Raw genomic sequence first — 16,569 nt, forward strand, 5'->3', positions numbered from 1 at the left:
CCAACTTCATAATATTCTTTCCAAATTATTAAGATAGAGTGGTTTATATATGGCATAAATAAAGTTTTGAAATGTGTAAAAATTACACGAACTTTTTTAATTCAGAATTGGTTTAGCTAAGTGTAATTAGTACACCTTATTTAAAAACAAAAACAAATCAACCATGAGAAAGAAAAATGCTCTTTTAGTTATTGATGCGCAGTATGATTTTTGTCATCCTAATGGCGCTTTGTATGTACCTGGTGCAGAAAAAGACATGCATAAGTTAAACAAGTTTATCGGCAAAAACAGTCTTTTTATTGACCACATCTGCATAACCTTAGATTCTCATCCTGTAAATGATATTTCTCATCCATCTTTTTGGATGGATAAAGATGGTAATTTTCCTCCCCCATTTACTCAAATTACTTCTGCCGACATAAATTCAGGAAAATGGGCACCCAGATTTTCACCACAGGAATCTATCAAATATGTTGCAGCATTAGAAGCTCAAGGGCAATTCCCTCATTTTATTTGGCCAGAACATTGTTTAATTGGGTCAAAAGGAGCTGCTTTACACGATGATTTAATGAATGCACTCATAAATTGGACTCGTGCTGGTAAGTGGTATCAGGCAGTTACAAAAGGAACATACCCATTAACCGAACATTTTGGAATTTTTATGGCACAAATCCCAGTGCCTGATCGTCCTGAAACTCAACTAAACCAAAACCTAATCCATACACTTGAAAATTATCAACAAGTATTTCTTGCAGGCGAAGCAAAATCGCATTGTGTTGCAACAAGCTTGAAACAAGTGATGGATTTTGCTCCCGGACTTGCTTCTAAATTAGTAGTTATTGAAGACATTATGTCCGATGTTCCAGGATTAGGACACTTAGGAACTCCAATATATGAAGCTGCCAGAAAACAAGGTATCCGTTTTGCCTTTGCAAATGATATTGTTTTAGACTAACCATGTAAAACCCTTTTTTAAACAATTTAAAATTTACTTACCATGCAAGACATACTTGTTCAGGATCTCGACTTTAACCTAAGTTTCAATAATTTTAATCCGGAAGATATTCAGGTAGATGATACAGTAAATGCTGTATTTGTTGTTGATGTTTCTCCTTCTGTCAGTGGGTATATTCATGAACTCAACCATGCTTTAAATGATTTTGCAGTAACTATGCAACAATCACATATCGCTGACCGGTTATTGGTTTCTGTTATTGAGTTTAACGAAAATGTAAAAGTCAAAAGCGGGTTTCAACCTATCAATCAAGTTCATGATTTTCAATTTAAACCCTATGGTGGAGGAACTGCATTATATGATGCCACCCTAATGGGATTGAAATTAGCAACCGATTACCGGAATAATCTGGAAGCTTCCGGTGTAACAACAAAAACTTTGCTGTTTATCATTACTGACGGAGAAGACAACCGATCGAAAAATCAGGCCAATGTAGTAAATAAAATGCTCAATCAAATTTTGGGCAATGAACGCAATGCCTTTTCATTTGTAACCGTATTGTTTGGAGTTGGAGATTCAGCTTCTTTCACCAAGGCAAAACAGGAAATGGGTATTCAACATTTAGCTCAAGTTGGTGCAACAGGAACTGAAATCAAAAAAATGATTGGATTTATCAGCCGTTCAATTTCAAGTTCGGTTGCTAATACCAACGTCAATTTTTAGAATTTACCTAACCCGTGAAGAAGCATGCTACTTCACGGGTTTTTTGTGATTTTGGATTCTATTGCTTTTTAGAAACTTTATAATTAATACAAAACAACTGTGTTTATATACAACACAGAATGCAACTATTATGTCATAAATTTTTTTATCATTAATAATGCTAAAAATATGAATTCACAAAGATTTTATACCACGCTACAAAAAGGTACCACTCATACTTTACATTGTCAGGATTCCTTTTTAACATATTTGACCAAAGCGAATCTATTTTTTTCAGTGGTTGCCGACGGTTGTTCGGGGGGTATTGATTCTCAGGTTGCTTCTTCACTTACCTGTAAGTTAATACGAAAAATTTTAAAAGAAAATTCTTTTAACGAGAACTTCTTATTTGATTGTATTGGGAAAAAAGTGATTTCACAATTCATGGTTGAACTAAAACAAGTCAAAGAACAACTTAGGCTTTCACAAGACGAATTATTGAGTACTTTAATTTTATCAGTATGGAAAGAAGGCAATTTATGGGTCTCTGTTTTGGGGGATGGGGTGGTTAGTATTCAAGATAAGATAAGCATTTTTGACCAACAAAATCAACCGGATTACCCTGTCTATCACCTATCAGACGATGAAGATAATCTTCAACTTTATTTGAACAGTCAAATTTTGAAGGCTGAAAATGTTAGAGAATTTTCCATTTCAACTGATGGAATCTTGAGTTTTAAAAGCTTCGAAGAACCTGCTTCAGATAATTCTGAGTTGGTTCTCCCCTATTTTTTAACTGATAATTATTTATCAACCTCCATGGCTATGTTGTCCCGTAAATGCAATATTCTACACCAAAAATACGGTCTACAACCTGCTGATGATCTTGCCATAGTTCGATTTAAAAGCTGCTAAATTTCAAGTTTTAATTAGGTTATTAATTTTTTATAAGAAAAAAGTATTCTTAATATGAACGCCATCACCCAACATGGAACTCAAATTACTTTAGAGGATATTCATGAAATTCACAGAGGTGGAGAAGGGAAAATTTTATTGGTTTCGGAACTTCCAAACACGGTAGCAAAAATATATTTAGATGAAAAGAATGTCATTTCAGATTCCCAAATTAAAGCGCTATCTGTTTTAGACAAAGATTTTTTTGTGAAGCCAACAGAGTTAATCAAAGATAGTATAACCGGAAAAACTCTTGGATTTCTAATGCCGTACTTAAATCAGGATTACATTCCGTTATGCACTTTGTTTAGTGAACCTTTTTGCAGGAAAGATCAGATTTCTGAAAGAAGGAAACTTAAAATTGCAGCAGATATACAGGCAGCTATTAAACTGGCACATAAAAAGCATATTATCATCGGCGATTTGAGCGGTTTTAACATTTTAGTTAACAGGGTTAATGACGATGTAAAATTCATAGATGTTGATTCTTATGGCACTCAGGTAAAATCCCATTCCGGAGTTTTGTATGACGAAATCAGAGATTATTATTACAATGGTGTTGTCAGTCAGGAAAGCGATTGGTTTGCATTTGGAGTTTTGTTGTTTCAACTGCTTACCTATCTACATCCATTCAAAGGGGTATTGCCCTCTTTTCCAACCTTAAGGAAGCGAATGATCCACCAAATTCCTGTTTTTTCTAATCAACATAGTATCACTATTCCAAAATGCTACCAACCGATTACTGATTCTCAATTATTTAATCAATTTGAAGCTATGTTTTATAAAGGATTAAGAAAACCGATTGATTTGAATGGTGTCGCCTCATCAAATGTAAATCAAAGGTTTAAAAATACAACTCCTACTACCACTCTCCCCAATCATGCTCTCGAAATAAAAAATCTATACGAACTATTACCCGGTGAAATACCTGTAGAATGGAGCAATACAACTCAAAAGGGAGCTTTGAAAACCAACCTTCAATGGATAATTTTTGACCTGTCTCAAAGGGGATTTCCCAAAATTGTCAATAAAATTCCCCGCAATTTGGCTGATGAAGTTTTTGCTACGAATCGCAACATCGTTGTAAGAAAGGGTGAAAACCTCGGTTATCTTATTTCTAATAACCAGATCACCTTTTTAACCAATGTCGTTTTGAGTAAAGATGCAAGGTTTGTTTGCTTTCCAAATTTGCTGGCAGTAGTTGAAACCAACTATTTAAAGCTGGTTCATTTGGACAAAATAAGCGGAGAATTTGTCGAGGTTCATCAAATTCCAGTTTTCGGACAAGGCATTCATATACACAACAATTCGATGTGGCAGATAGTCGGTGGTAAAAGATTTGTTTTTTACCATTCCGGAAATACACTATCAACCGTATTTTGCCCTTTTCCAATTCATTCAATCATGAACAATAACAATCATGGACTAATTAGCTATTTTTCAAACTCAGATAACCACGAAACCGCCTTGAATTCTACCTACTTTAGTATCAGACAATTACAATTAAATCTAAATATTAAACATGGGGTTGTTTCAGGGATGAAGCATTTTGCATATTTACCTTCGACCAAAGAAGATGGAATCATTTTCGAGCCTGATGACAATCAATTAATCATTCGCAGAACTGAAGATTTCTCCATAATTGAAACAATTGACTGTTTCGAACTTTCTGAAACTGATCAATTGTACTATAGTCATGCAGGCATAGTTTGCCTTTGTACTAACGGAAAATTAATCTTGTTAAACAAACCTGTAAAATGAACCCGTTTATGAAACGAGCAAATTTTTGGAAAGGGAATTCCTAAACTAAAACTGTGGAGGCTAAGTTTGCTCGTTCCACTTTTTGAACATTTCCGGACGGCGAATCTTTGTTCTGATAAGAGATTCCTGAAACCTCCATTGTTTGATGTTTGCTTCGTGCCCTGACAATAAAACTTCAGGCACCCGCCAATTATTATAATCCGGCGGACGGGTATAAACGGGAGGAGCTACTAAATCGTCCTGAAAAGAATCTTCCAATGCCGAGGTTTCATTGTTTAATACCCCCGGAATCAATCGTCCAATACTGTCCACCAAAACTGCTGCTGCTAATTCTCCGCCTGAAAGCACATAATCACCAATAGAAATTTCTTTTGTAATCAAATGTTCTCTTACCCGTTCATCCACCCCTTTGTAATGACCACACAATAATATAATGTTGTTGCAAAGCGATAACCGGTTTGCGATTTTTTGGGTAAGCAGTTCTCCGTCGGGGCTTAGATAAATGACTTCATCGTAGTGCTTTTGCGCTTTTAAAGATTGGATACAACGGTCAATCGGTTCTATCATCATGACCATTCCTGCCCCTCCGCCATATTGATAATCGTCAACCTGTCCGTACTGGTTGATGGCATAATCGCGCAATTGATGTGTTTTAATGGTTATCAATCCCTTTGTTTCGGCACGTTTTAAGATAGAATGTTGAAACGGGCTCTCTAAAAGTTCGGGTAATACCGTAATAATATCAATCTGCATGGCAAAGGAAGAAGTTTCAGTTTAAATCACATCATCCAGAAAAATAGCTCCGGATAAAGATGACGGGAAAACTATACTAAATTTTATATCGCTTTATTCTTTCAGGTTTTCAGGTCATAAAATTACCTTCGAGCAGTTTGCCGTCTTTACAGGTAATTATACGGGAAGGGAACTTGTTTAAAGTAACTAAATCGTGAGTTCCTATTAATACGGTAGTTTTTGCCACTTGATTTATACTATACAGCAGCCGTATAATTTCCTCCGACGTTTGCGGGTCGAGATTTCCGGTTGGTTCGTCTGCAAGGATAAGTTCGGGGTTGTTGAGCAAGGCTCGTGCAATTACCACTCTTTGTTGTTCACCTCCGGATAACTGATAAGGCATGGCATATCGTTTTTGAATGATGCCTACATTCAACAACACAATTTTAATTCGCTCGTCAATCTCTTTTTCGTCTCTCCAGTCAGTTGCTTCTAAGGTAAATCGAAGGTTATCGTCCACATTTCTGTCCATGAGTAATTGAAAATCCTGAAAAACAATGCCCAATTTTCTTCTTAAATAAGGCACTGTTCTCCAATTGGAACGTTTGAGGTCGAAGCCCGCTATTATACCGGTTCCTGTTTTTAAGGGCAAATCGGCATACAGGGTTTTTAGCAAACTGCTTTTACCGGTTCCTGTCCTGCCAATGAGGTAAACAAATTCACCTTCTGTGATGCTGAGGTTGACATTGTTCAAAACCGGGTTCTGATTTTGATAAATGATGGCATCGCTCAACAGGATTACCTCTTTGCCCTTTGGGGAAAGATTTGGCAATTCAGTCGTATTATCGGTATTATGTTGCAAATTTTCCAAAATTTTATTAATCGGGTTAATTGGATATGACAGGACAAAAAAAGGTTAATCCTCTTTTTTATTGCCAAATTTTCTGAACAATTCCTGAACATGCGGATTGTTCATGTCAATTTCTGTTTTGGGGTATTTCATATTGAGTTTTCGCATGGCTTCTACCGTAGTTTTGGCAATTAAATACTCTTTATACCAATTTTTATCAGAGGGAACGATTGTCCAAGGATTATCTTCACCACAGTGCGCAAGTACATTTTCATACGCTTTTTTATATTCCGGCCACTGATTGAAAATCACCAAATCTTCGGGGCTGTATTTCCAGTTTTTTTTAGGTTCGGTCAGGCGTTCAAAAAATCTTTTTTGCCGTTCTTCTTCTTGCACATGTAGGTAAAATTTAAGGACAATTGTCCCGCAATCTTTCAATAGTCTTTCAAAATCGTTGATGTGCCGGAACCTTTGATGAGCAGTTTCATCGTCTATCCAACCATTTACCCGCGTTATCAAAACATCTTCATAATGAGAGCGGTCAAAAATATGAATCAATCCTTTTGCCGGTGTTTTTTGATGCACCCGCCATAAATAATCGTGTGATAATTCTTCGGAACTTGGTTTTTTAAAACTCCTCACATTTATACCCATCGGATGTACTTCGGTAAATGCCTTAACAGCTCCGGTCTTTCCACTTGCATCAGGGCCTTGCAAAACGACCAACACCGCCCATTTCCCTTCGGCAAACATCATGTTTTGAAGGTCGGCAAGCTCTTCCTGCAGTTCAATTGCTTCTTGTTTTATGTCTTCTTTATTCAACTCTTTGGGCGGTAAGGTCGAAATTTTATCTAAATCATAAGTTTTCATGGACAATTGATGGATTTATGTTGTTAAAAACAGGCAAAACTGCAAAAAATATTCTGATTTATTATTGATTGGCCTAAAGTTTTAACCGCTGGCCTTAAATTTTAAACGCTAAATCCTGAACATTTCCCGCAATCCTCTTTCAGGTACTTCAGGATTCTCCTTTAACCTGTAAAGAAATTTTCAAATCATTCCAATTTTTCCCGTCGGCATTGTTTTGGCTTGCTTAATCTACTCAATTGCCATCCAAGTTTAACCTGAAACAAGACCTCTCCGCTTCTGTCTGTTGACGTAAATACCGGTTAGAAGGGATTGGAGGGATGTTTTTCTAAATTTTTTTGCTGCATTTTTTTAAGTGCGACATGGCTTTGCAATAGTGCAAATCGAATTTGTTTACGTGCGACTCGGCTTTGCAGTAGTGCGAATCAAATTTGTTTAAGTGCGACAAAGCTTTGAGGTCGTGCAACTTCGGTTTGCTAAATCCATGAGCAGATTTGAAGTAGTGCGATACTAATTTGCTAAAGTGATGAGCGGTTTCGCAAAAGTGCTTAGCACATTTGAGGTTGTACGATTCAATTTTGAAGTAGTACGATACTTTTTTGAAGTTGAATGTAAACTGCACTACATCAAAAGGGCATCGCACTTCAACATTAACGAGCTGCACAACCTTAATTTCACAATATTCTTAATTAAAACATCAAAGCATGTAAACATCTTTGGGCAGATGACTACCTTAGCCGCAAAAAAAGTCATGGCAATTTCTGTGAAATCCTGTACCGGAAATCAGGTGGAGGAGTACCTTAATGATTTAGCCTTTTGGCGGATAACCGTATTCAGGGAGTTTCCTTATTTATATGAAGGCGATATTGATTACGAGCGACAATATTTGCAGACTTTTTTTAAAGCGCCGGATTCCATTTTGGTAATTGCTTTTGATGACGGTAAAGTTATCGGAGCATCCACCGCATTGCCTTTGAAACATGAAACTGCCAATGTAATTGAGCCATTTTTAACCTCTCAATACCGCATTGACAAAATGTTTTATTACGGAGAGTCCGTACTTTCAAAACCTTACCGGGGAAAGGGAATCGGAAAAGCATTTTTTAATCACAGAGCTTCTAAAGCAGTTGCTTATGGTGCAGAATACACTTGCTTTTGTTCGGTAATCAGACCTGAAAATCACCCGCTTCGCCCGCATAGTTACCTGCCATTAGATAGTTTTTGGCAACAAGAGGGATTTGTAAAACATCCGGAACTTATCTGTAAAATGAGTTGGAAAGACCTTGATGAGCAACAGGAAACTGAAAAATCGCTGGTTTTTTGGGTAAAAAAACTGGAGAGCCGGAAAGACTTATAACAGCAAATTTGTGCAAAACAGAATGTTTTCCTACCTTTCGGGGGCGATATTTTATTGAATAAATCAAGCTTTCCGAACTATGCAAAACTTTACCCGTCTTTTTGATATTCCTTATTACCAACTGGAAAAATTCCCTTTAGAAAAAAGTATCGGTGGAAAAACAAACGGAAGTTGGCATCATTACAGCACTTCAGAACTGATAAGTCAGATTAATAAAGTCAGCCTTGGCTTGTTGAAACTGGGGTTAAAGCCCGGAGACAAAATCGCCATGATGTCGTTTTCCAATCGTCCAGAGTGGAACATCATGGATATGGGAATGCAACAAATCGGGGTAATCAATGTTCCGGTCTATCCCACTATCAGCCCTCGTGAATATGAATATATTTTTAACGATGCGGAGGTTAAATACAGCTTTGTTGATGGAGAGGTATTGGTCAGAAAAGTAAGAACTGCACAGCCACAGGTTCCTTCCTTAATAGATATTTATTCCTTCAATAAAGTAGATCAGGTAAAAAATTGGGAAGAAATATTTGAGGAAGGAGATTTGTCGGAAGTTGAGTCCATTAAGGCGGGAATAAAGCCCGAAGATATGGCGACAATCATTTACACTTCCGGCACAACGGGCAATCCAAAGGGGGTCATGTTGTCGCATCAGAATATTATCAGCAATATCAAGTCGAGTATTCAGTATATTCCCTTAGAAGCCGGAAATCAGGCATTGAGCTTTTTACCGCTCTGTCATATTTTTGAGCGCATGGTGTCTTATGGTTATCAAACAATTGGCGTAACCATTACTTATGCTGAAAACGTTGAAAAATTGGGTGAAAATCTGTTAGAAGTCAAACCCCATTTTTTTACCACAGTACCCCGATTGCTCGAAAAAGTCTATGAAAAAATATATCACAAAGGACATGCGCTTACCGGGGTTAAAAAGAAATTGTTTTTCTGGGCATTAAGCCTCGCCGATCATTACGAATACGATCAGCAGTTGGGATTTTTTGAGAAAATTCAATGGGCGATTGCCGACAAACTGATATTCAGCAAATGGCGTGATGCCTTAGGCGGAAATGTAAAAGGCATCATTACCGGTTCGGCGGCATGTCCGGTTAAAATGGCGAGGGTATTTTCTGCCGCCGGCATCCCTATCCGCGAAGGTTATGGTTTAACCGAAACCTCCCCGGCATTAACCATCAGCCGTTTCACCAAACACGGAGCCTTGTTAGGCACGGTTGGCCCTGCTGTTGAAGGGGTAAGTTTGAAAATTGCTGCCGATGGTGAAATCCTTGCCAAAGGCCCCAATATTATGATGGGATATTACAATAAACCCGAAGCCACAGCCGAAGTGATAGACTCAGACGGCTGGTTTCACACCGGCGACATCGGAGAAATGGTAAAAGGCAATCATGGATATGAATTTTTAAAAATTACCGACCGCAAAAAAGAATTGCTCAAAACATCGGGGGGTAAATATGTCGCACCCAATCCGATTGAAACCATGTTTAAGCAGGATTTTTTGATTGAGCAAATTATGGTGGTAGGCGAAGGTAAAAAGTTTGTCTCCGCTTTAATTGTTCCTGCCTTCCCTTCACTCAAAGAATGGGCAAAAGAACATCATGTTGAAGCAGCATCCAATAAAGAATTGCTCTTACATCCAAAGGTGAAAGAAAAATTTGAGCAAACGGTTCAAAACTATAATGCCTATTTCAGCCATATCGAGCAAATCAAAAAGTTTACGCTTCTCACCGATGAATGGACAATAGACACCGGAGAACTAACCCCTACCATGAAACTGAAACGAAGGGCAATCATGCAGAAATTTGCCAACGAAATTGAAAACATGTATGCCGAATCCTAACTCCCCTACCCTGTTTTTTCTCGTGTTGTTTGTTGTGTTTGCGGGAATTGTATCGTGCCAGCAAACCCCGGTTGACAATCAACATCATCCCAAAACAACCCAACAACCCGACAAAACAGAACCGGCTATCGCCATAGATACGACTGCTTTTGACTGGCATTTTGAAACCAAAGAAGATGATTCCGGAACACCGAATACTACTATTTATCTGATTTACAAAGGTGTTAAATACAAAGCCTCGCGGGGAATAGGCGAGTTTCAAAAACTGCCCCGAACCGAATTTGAACAACCTCATTACGCAGTACCAAAAGAGGCAATCACGGCTGTACAGGGTTATTGGGCAGGGTTGTTGCAGATATATTATGCAGCAACAGAAAACAATCAAATTGTAGTGTACAAAAGAACCACAGATGCCGAAGCACCGGAACCGGAAACCCCGGTTTTTGAACTTGTGATGCATTTAGATGCTGCAAGCACGGTAAAAAAGGAATAGATTTTCATTCAAACACCTTAAAAATAAGCACCTGTAACTTTACAAAACGTCCAATATTTTATACTACTTATTTACCTGACAATGATATTAGTTCCCCCTGAAATTTTAGAAAAATATGGAGCAAAGCTAACCGAATACGAAAAAGATACGGTCATTTTTTCAGAAGGCACTGTCGCTTATAATTATTATCAAGTGAGCAATGGTTTGGTGAAAATGACAAATTATGGGGATGGGAGTGATTTTATACAAGGTTTGTTTGCTGAAGGTGAAAGTTTTGGCGAACCTGCTTTGTTCGGAGATTTCCCCTATCCTGCTTCAGCAATATCTGTTTCTCCGGTAAAACTATGGGTGCTGCGCAAACATCATTTTATTGACTTACTCAAAGACCATTTTGATATTTTTTATCAACTAACCCGGATCTTGAGTTTAAGACTGCAATACAAATCTTTTATGCTTAAAACGATTACCTGTGAAGATCCGGACGAAAGAATAATTTCCGTTTTAGATTATTTTAAACATAAGATGACTAAACATGCCTCGAGTGGTAAAATGTTTGCCAATCCCCTGCCACTGACAAGACAACAAATTGCAGATTTAACCGGACTGCGAGTTGAAACAGTTATCCGAAAGATTAAACACATGGAAACCAAAGGAAACTTTAAAATCATCAAACGAAAAATTTATTTCGTTTCGTAACAGACCGGCATGTTTGAAAATCTGATTTATCTTGATTATTATTTGTTCAGTTTAATGAATGGGCAATGGCATTGTGCTATTCTCGATGTAATCGTTCCTGTTTGGAGAAGCCAATATTTTTGGGCACCACTTTACCTGTTTTTTCTTACCTTTTTATTGCATAATTATTCCCTGAAAACAACCGCGGTAATCGTTATTTTTCTGGTATTAACCGTGGTTGTCAGCGATCAGATAAGCGCAGGAGTTATAAAATCACTATTGCCACGAATGCGACCATGTAAAGTACCCCAGCTTATCGAAAGCATCCGTTTGTTGGTGCCCTGTGGTAGTGGTAAAAGTTTTGTATCTGCCCATGCCACCAATCATTTTGCTGTCGCAGTTTTAATAGGCAACCTGCTAAAGCCTGAATTTCCGCGCTTGCTACTTATACTTTTAATATGGGCTGCAACCATAGCTTATGGCCAGGTTTATGTAGGTGTTCACTTCCCTTCGGATGTGATTTGTGGGGCATTTTTGGGAATGATTATTGGATATTTAACCTTGCGTATGGCGAAGTTTTATATTTCATATCAAAAAATAGCGTTGTTTCCTTCCTGATTCAGGAAAATATGACAGTGTATTTGATAAAAAATCCAACTTATAAAATGTTAATTAGGTAACTTTGCGGAAATTTTTCTTAGAATTTACTCATCATTTTACATGAAGGCTTTTTTACACGCTTTTCTAACCCTTCTAATATCTGCTCAATTTTTATACGGACAAGAAGCTATCGTTAAAGGCACTATATCAGACGAGCAAACCGGAGAAACACTGATTGGTGCCAGCATTCAAAATGGACAAGCCGGCAGAGGAACTACAACCGACCTGAACGGACAGTATGAACTGAAACTTGAACCGGGTAAACACACCATCAAATTCAGCTATGTCGGGTATAGAGAAGTATCCAAACAAATTACCCTGTCCCCTAATTCTGTCATTATCTTAGACATAGCATTAGGAGAACGCAAAACAGATCTCGATGCAATCGTAGTCAGTGCGAGTCAATATCAGAAAAGGCTTGCAGAAGAGACCGTTTCTATAGATGTAATTAAAAACTACGTAGTCGAAAATACAAATGTCCGCGATTTAGCAGAAGCTGTCGTAAAAGTGCCCGGGGTCAATGTAATTGACGGGCAGGCAAGTGTACGGGGAGGTAGCGGCTATGCTTACGGAACCGGAACAAGAGTTCAGGTTTTAGTGGATGATATGCCTTTAGTAACCGGAGATTACGGTGAAGTGAGATGGGATTTTATCCCCATGGAAAATGCCGAACAAATAGAAGTATTAAAAGGTGCTGCATCCGTAGTTTATGGTTCATCTGCCTTGAATGGGGTCATCAATGTTCGAACGGGTTTTGCCAAATCAAAACCTGAAACAAAACTTACTTTGTATCAGGGGATTTACTTTAACCCAAGAAACAAAAGAGCCAAATGGTGGAATTCAGTGGAGCAGCCCAATTTTACCGGCTTGTTTTTTTCGCACAGGGAGAAAAAAGGACAATGGGATTTTGTTACCGGCATTAACGGCAGCCTGATGGAAAGTTATCAACGGGAAGGCGACACCAAACAAATCCGGATCAACTTCAAATCGAGATATCGCCATCCCCAAAATGATGGATTAACACTTGGGGTTAATGCGAATACCATGTTACAGAAATATGGCCGCTTTTTTATCTGGCAAAATGCGGACTCCGCAGCCTTCTTTGCTTTTGGGGGTGAGGCTTACGACCGTTATTCCTTGATAAATGTGGATCCTTATCTCAATTATATATCCCCGAAAGGATTGACTCATCGCGTAAAAACGAGGTATTACCGCGTTACGCGGTACAATGCAAGAATGGAACCGACAACAGTTTCTAATACCATGTTTGGCGAGTATCAGTTGCAGAAAAATTTTCAGTTTGGTCTTGTCGTTACCGGAGGAATTGTAGGAAACTATTTTAACGGGTTCAGCAGTATTTACAAAGATGAAGATTTGGTCATCAACACCTATGGTTTTGCCGGATATCTTCAGGCGGAACAGAAAATAAAAAAACTCAGCATTGTGGGTGGATTGCGATATGAGACCAATACGGTGGATGTTTTGTTAGACACACTTCAGACCAATACTCCCGTTGTTTTCAGGTTTGGATTGAATTATGAACTGGCTAAATCTACTTTTCTGAGGGCTTCATTCGGACAGGGTTACCGCTCTCCTAATTTGGTCGAAAGATTCATTCAGGAAGATTTGGAAGGATTGCTGAATATTTTTCCAAATCCGGAATTATTGCCCGAACAAGGATGGAATGCTGAGTTGGGAATAAAACAAGGGCTTAAACTCGGCGACTGGCAAGGAACGTTTGATGCTGTTTTGTTTTGGACCGAATATCAGAATATGACGGAGTTTGTACTTACCAATGTAGATGGAAAAATTGGTTTTCAAACACAAAACTCAGGAAATACCCGCATTGCCGGCTGGGAACTGGGGTTAAACGGAGAAGGAAAATTTGCCGGCTTACCCCTAAGATTATGGGGAGGATATACCTTTAATTATCCCGGTGATTTGGAATCAGATACTTTACAACGGAGAATAGGCCCCTATTTAAGCAATCTTTTTCAGAGTGTCGGTGGAGTCGATTCCTTGCAAAACAGCATTCTGCGCTATCGTTTCAGAAATACGGCAAGGTTTGATATTGAAACTGATTTAAAAAGATTTACCATTGGTTACAGTTGTTCTTACAACAGTTTTATGGATAAGATTGACAACGTGTTCAATATTTTTATTCAGGGGCTTGAAGAATTCAGGGCAAAACATGATAATGGTATCTGGGTGTCGGATGCCCGGTTGGCTTACAAAATAGATGATCATTCCACGGTTGCCCTGATTGGAAAGAATATTTTTAATCTGGAATATGCTTTGCGTCCCGGATTGATGGATGCCCCTGCCAATATTACCCTGCAATACAAGATTAAGTTGTAATCAATTTAATCATTCTGTCTGCCGATATTATCCTTTTTGGTTAAAAACGATTTCCCGGTTCCTGATTTTTATTGAATCGTTTAAAAAAGTTAGAAAGGATATTCACTTTTCACTCCATTTTATATTTACTCAATAGCTATGACTGAACAAGAGTTACAAGAATTGGTAAAAGCATTGCAAAATGGAAACGAGCAGGTTTTAGATCAGATTTTTTTGAGTTCATATCCTGTTTGCAAAGTTCAGCTAACCAAACTAACTCAGTCGGAAGCCGATGCCGAAGACTTGTTTATGGAATCTTTTTGGGTGTTACGAAACCAATTATTACAAGGGAAAATCCAAAGTGCAACCAATCTGAATGGATATATTTTTACAATTGCCCGGAATCTTTGGTTGAAACTCCAACAAAAAGAACAAAAAATGGTAAAAGCTTCGGTTGATGAAAAAGATGTTGCCGAATTTTTAACCAAGATAACCAATCAATCGGACGAAGAGGAAGAATTTGAATTTGAAGGAGCTACGGATAAGGAACAAAACATTCAGGCGATAATCCGGGCATTTGGAAATTTGGGAGAACAATGTAAAAAATTGCTCGAAGGTTATTTAATCAACAATATACCCTTGAAGGATTTGCAAATTTCATTGGGTTATAACAATTATGACACTATCAGAGCAGCAAAATATCAATGTAAAAAGACGTTGATTGATAAATTCAACAAAATCAGAAACCGCCATTAAATACCAACTACCATGAACACTCAGGAACTTTACGAAACTATCGAGGCTTACTTAAACGGCGAAATGACTGATGAGGAAAAAAACGCTTTTGAGGCTCAGTTAAATCAAGATGAATCGCTTGCCCAAGAAGTACAACTTCATGCAGATATAGTTTTAACCCTTCAATCTCAGCAAAAATTTAAACACAAACAACATTGGCAACAGTTGCTTGCTGATGAAGCTAAGAACAAGCAAGCGGAAACAAAAGAAACCATAGTTTTTAACCCGGCAAACAACCGGAATAAGTTTGGGAACTTCTTGTTCCGGATTGCAGCTATCCTATTGTTGGCAGTAGGGACTTATTTTGTGTGGCAACAATTCACAGATTCCGATAACCCCGGACAATTGGCCTGGCAGCAATGGAAAGAAACTGAAACAACAAATCAATGGAGTGGAATCAGAGGGACAGGCGGCAACACCGCAGATGCAGAAAAGGAAGCATTTACCAATGCTGTTGAATTATACAAAAACCAACAGTATAAAACAGCCATAGAAAATCTAAACGCTATTCCCTTACAAAGCGCAATTTACCCCGACGCGCAATTGCTGCAAAGCATGAGTTATCTGCAACTGAAACAACCCGGCGAAGCCATTTCAAGACTAACGGTTTTAGTGCAACCTGAATATGATCACCTCTTAAAAGATCAGGCAAGCTGGTATCTTGCTTTAGCCTACCTGCAAAACAATCAGACACCATTCGCAAAGGAACTGTTAGAAAAAATAGTTTCAGACAAATCAATGCACTGGGACAGAGCCGGAGAGTTACTCAAAAAAATAGATTAACAGTTCTCTAAAAAGCTGCTGTTGCATTAATTACCAACGATACTGTTTCAAAATCAGAGGTTTGATTTCTTTATAAGGAATTTCTATCCAAACATCCGATTGTTTTTGCGTGCTGATCAGATAATAGGGAAAGAAAAAAGTGATTCTGTCCTGGTAGATAAGAAAGTTGTTAAAGTTTTTTGAGTTTGGCAATGTAGCTTCTGCGAGCATTAAGCTGTCAACAGGAAAACCGGATGCTTTTTTTTGTTCCGCAATCCTTGGTTTTATATACTCAGAAAGTTTATTCAGATAGTCAGATTCCGAATGGAAAATTCTATCTAATGTCAATAATTCACCATTTCGGGCATCAAAAGTAAATCCGTGTTCAAGATATTCGGGATATGCGGCTTCTACATTCCGATAGAAAGTAGTTACTTTTATGGACACCAGATTTTTTTGTTTCAGTCCAATTTTAGTTTCAATATTCAGCTCTCCGGCTTTACCGGTTTTATCTTTGCGTTCCGGGTTTGATTGTGATATTTTGATATCTTCCTTAAACTGCAAAATCTGAGACTGGATATAATAGGCAACTGCTTCATTTATTTTTTGCTGAACAATGGAGTCGTTATGACCGGTTAACTTTGGCAGAGAAGCTTCTATTTTATAGATCGGATTGACATGATCTTCATTCAGACTTACAGTTTGAATGGTATAACCGGCAAAATTGCAGCTATTTAGAAAGACAAGAAAATGGAGAACCAACAAACAAGAATAAAAACCTGCAAAAAAACGGAGATGGTTAATCATGCTGAAT

Annotated in this window: 16 protein-coding genes; 12 read left to right on the forward strand and 4 right to left on the reverse strand. The window is 38.1% G+C overall.

Going from position 1 to position 16,569, the window contains the following annotated elements:
* Window positions 1-163: 163 nt before the first annotated feature.
* The 4 genes from IPM47_13850 (at window position 164) to IPM47_13865 (ending at window position 4,372) form a co-directional block, all read left to right on the forward strand.
* Entirely contained in the window at window positions 164-955 is a 792-nt protein-coding gene (locus tag IPM47_13850) for a nicotinamidase (GenBank protein QQS27951.1), read from the forward strand.
* Between the two features lie 42 nt (window positions 956-997).
* The gene (locus IPM47_13855) at window positions 998-1,678 is read left to right on the forward strand and encodes a hypothetical protein (protein QQS27952.1); all 681 of its coding nucleotides are present in this window, start codon (window positions 998-1,000) and stop codon (window positions 1,676-1,678) included.
* Between the two features lie 99 nt (window positions 1,679-1,777).
* Window positions 1,778-2,572 carry a protein phosphatase 2C domain-containing protein gene (locus IPM47_13860; protein ID QQS27953.1) on the forward strand — a complete coding sequence of 265 codons (795 nt, stop codon included), beginning with the start codon at window positions 1,778-1,780 and terminating at the stop codon, window positions 2,570-2,572.
* Between the two features lie 54 nt (window positions 2,573-2,626).
* Window positions 2,627-4,372: a hypothetical protein gene (locus tag IPM47_13865; protein QQS27954.1), complete on the forward strand. Its 1,746-nt coding sequence runs from the start codon at window positions 2,627-2,629 to the stop codon at window positions 4,370-4,372.
* A 60-nt stretch (window positions 4,373-4,432) separates the two neighbouring features.
* On the opposite strand, the gene trmD is transcribed toward IPM47_13865, so the two are convergent.
* From trmD to IPM47_13880, 3 genes are all read right to left on the reverse strand, one after another.
* Window positions 4,433-5,125, reverse strand: a complete 693-nt coding sequence (gene trmD, locus IPM47_13870) for a tRNA (guanosine(37)-N1)-methyltransferase TrmD (protein QQS27955.1) — start codon at window positions 5,123-5,125, stop codon at window positions 4,433-4,435.
* A gap of 109 nt (window positions 5,126-5,234) precedes the next feature.
* The gene (locus IPM47_13875) at window positions 5,235-5,936 is read right to left on the reverse strand and encodes an ATP-binding cassette domain-containing protein (protein QQS31477.1); all 702 of its coding nucleotides are present in this window, start codon (window positions 5,934-5,936) and stop codon (window positions 5,235-5,237) included.
* 84 nt (window positions 5,937-6,020) lie between these two features.
* The gene (locus IPM47_13880) at window positions 6,021-6,824 is read right to left on the reverse strand and encodes a polyphosphate kinase (GenBank protein QQS27956.1); all 804 of its coding nucleotides are present in this window, start codon (window positions 6,822-6,824) and stop codon (window positions 6,021-6,023) included.
* A gap of 748 nt (window positions 6,825-7,572) precedes the next feature.
* On the opposite strand from IPM47_13880, the gene IPM47_13885 reads away from it, so the two are divergent.
* The 8 genes from IPM47_13885 to IPM47_13920 all read left to right on the forward strand — a co-directional run bounded on the left by IPM47_13885 (window position 7,573) and on the right by IPM47_13920 (window position 15,776).
* A complete protein-coding gene (locus tag IPM47_13885; protein QQS31478.1) occupies window positions 7,573-8,178 on the forward strand; it encodes a GNAT family N-acetyltransferase in 606 nt (201 codons plus the stop codon).
* A 79-nt stretch (window positions 8,179-8,257) separates the two neighbouring features.
* Window positions 8,258-10,033: a long-chain fatty acid--CoA ligase gene (locus tag IPM47_13890; GenBank protein ID QQS27957.1), complete on the forward strand. Its 1,776-nt coding sequence runs from the start codon at window positions 8,258-8,260 to the stop codon at window positions 10,031-10,033.
* Window positions 10,020-10,526: a hypothetical protein gene (locus IPM47_13895; protein QQS27958.1), complete on the forward strand. Its 507-nt coding sequence runs from the start codon at window positions 10,020-10,022 to the stop codon at window positions 10,524-10,526. Before IPM47_13890 ends, IPM47_13895 begins: the two co-directional genes overlap by 14 nt.
* A gap of 81 nt (window positions 10,527-10,607) precedes the next feature.
* Window positions 10,608-11,222, forward strand: a complete 615-nt coding sequence (locus tag IPM47_13900) for a Crp/Fnr family transcriptional regulator (protein QQS27959.1) — start codon at window positions 10,608-10,610, stop codon at window positions 11,220-11,222.
* Window positions 11,223-11,231: 9 nt separating this feature from the next.
* Entirely contained in the window at window positions 11,232-11,819 is a 588-nt protein-coding gene (locus IPM47_13905; protein QQS27960.1) for a phosphatase PAP2 family protein, read from the forward strand.
* 102 nt (window positions 11,820-11,921) lie between these two features.
* The gene (locus IPM47_13910) at window positions 11,922-14,219 is read left to right on the forward strand and encodes a TonB-dependent receptor (protein QQS27961.1); all 2,298 of its coding nucleotides are present in this window, start codon (window positions 11,922-11,924) and stop codon (window positions 14,217-14,219) included.
* Window positions 14,220-14,357: 138 nt separating this feature from the next.
* On the forward strand, window positions 14,358-14,954 hold the full coding sequence (locus tag IPM47_13915) for a sigma-70 family RNA polymerase sigma factor (protein QQS27962.1): 597 nt from the start codon (window positions 14,358-14,360) through the stop codon (window positions 14,952-14,954).
* A 12-nt stretch (window positions 14,955-14,966) separates the two neighbouring features.
* Window positions 14,967-15,776, forward strand: a complete 810-nt coding sequence (locus IPM47_13920) for a hypothetical protein (protein QQS27963.1) — start codon at window positions 14,967-14,969, stop codon at window positions 15,774-15,776.
* Window positions 15,777-15,806: 30 nt separating this feature from the next.
* Here the strand turns inward: IPM47_13920 and IPM47_13925 are convergent, their stop codons facing one another.
* Window positions 15,807-16,562 carry a DUF3298 domain-containing protein gene (locus IPM47_13925; protein ID QQS27964.1) on the reverse strand — a complete coding sequence of 252 codons (756 nt, stop codon included), beginning with the start codon at window positions 16,560-16,562 and terminating at the stop codon, window positions 15,807-15,809.
* Window positions 16,563-16,569 lie beyond the last annotated feature (7 nt).

The organism is Sphingobacteriales bacterium (assembly GCA_016700115.1).
In the GTDB taxonomy this organism is placed as follows: domain Bacteria; phylum Bacteroidota; class Bacteroidia; order Chitinophagales; family UBA2359; genus UBA2359.

What these genes read in the sequence shown, in the direction of transcription:
- IPM47_13880 (QQS27956.1), bottom strand. Translation starts at nt 6,824, where the DNA reads ATGAAAACTTATGATTTAGATAAAATTTCGACCTTACCGCCCAAAGAG.
- trmD (QQS27955.1), bottom strand. Translation starts at nt 5,125, where the DNA reads ATGCAGATTGATATTATTACGGTATTACCCGAACTTTTAGAGAGCCCG.
- IPM47_13895 (QQS27958.1), top strand. Translation starts at nt 10,020, where the DNA reads ATGCCGAATCCTAACTCCCCTACCCTGTTTTTTCTCGTGTTGTTTGTT.
- IPM47_13890 (QQS27957.1), top strand. Translation starts at nt 8,258, where the DNA reads ATGCAAAACTTTACCCGTCTTTTTGATATTCCTTATTACCAACTGGAA.
- IPM47_13855 (QQS27952.1), top strand. Translation starts at nt 998, where the DNA reads ATGCAAGACATACTTGTTCAGGATCTCGACTTTAACCTAAGTTTCAAT.
- IPM47_13905 (QQS27960.1), top strand. Translation starts at nt 11,232, where the DNA reads ATGTTTGAAAATCTGATTTATCTTGATTATTATTTGTTCAGTTTAATG.
- IPM47_13850 (QQS27951.1), top strand. Translation starts at nt 164, where the DNA reads ATGAGAAAGAAAAATGCTCTTTTAGTTATTGATGCGCAGTATGATTTT.
- IPM47_13865 (QQS27954.1), top strand. Translation starts at nt 2,627, where the DNA reads ATGAACGCCATCACCCAACATGGAACTCAAATTACTTTAGAGGATATT.
- IPM47_13920 (QQS27963.1), top strand. Translation starts at nt 14,967, where the DNA reads ATGAACACTCAGGAACTTTACGAAACTATCGAGGCTTACTTAAACGGC.
- IPM47_13910 (QQS27961.1), top strand. Translation starts at nt 11,922, where the DNA reads ATGAAGGCTTTTTTACACGCTTTTCTAACCCTTCTAATATCTGCTCAA.
- IPM47_13925 (QQS27964.1), bottom strand. Translation starts at nt 16,562, where the DNA reads ATGATTAACCATCTCCGTTTTTTTGCAGGTTTTTATTCTTGTTTGTTG.
- IPM47_13885 (QQS31478.1), top strand. Translation starts at nt 7,573, where the DNA reads ATGGCAATTTCTGTGAAATCCTGTACCGGAAATCAGGTGGAGGAGTAC.
- IPM47_13915 (QQS27962.1), top strand. Translation starts at nt 14,358, where the DNA reads ATGACTGAACAAGAGTTACAAGAATTGGTAAAAGCATTGCAAAATGGA.
- IPM47_13900 (QQS27959.1), top strand. Translation starts at nt 10,608, where the DNA reads ATGATATTAGTTCCCCCTGAAATTTTAGAAAAATATGGAGCAAAGCTA.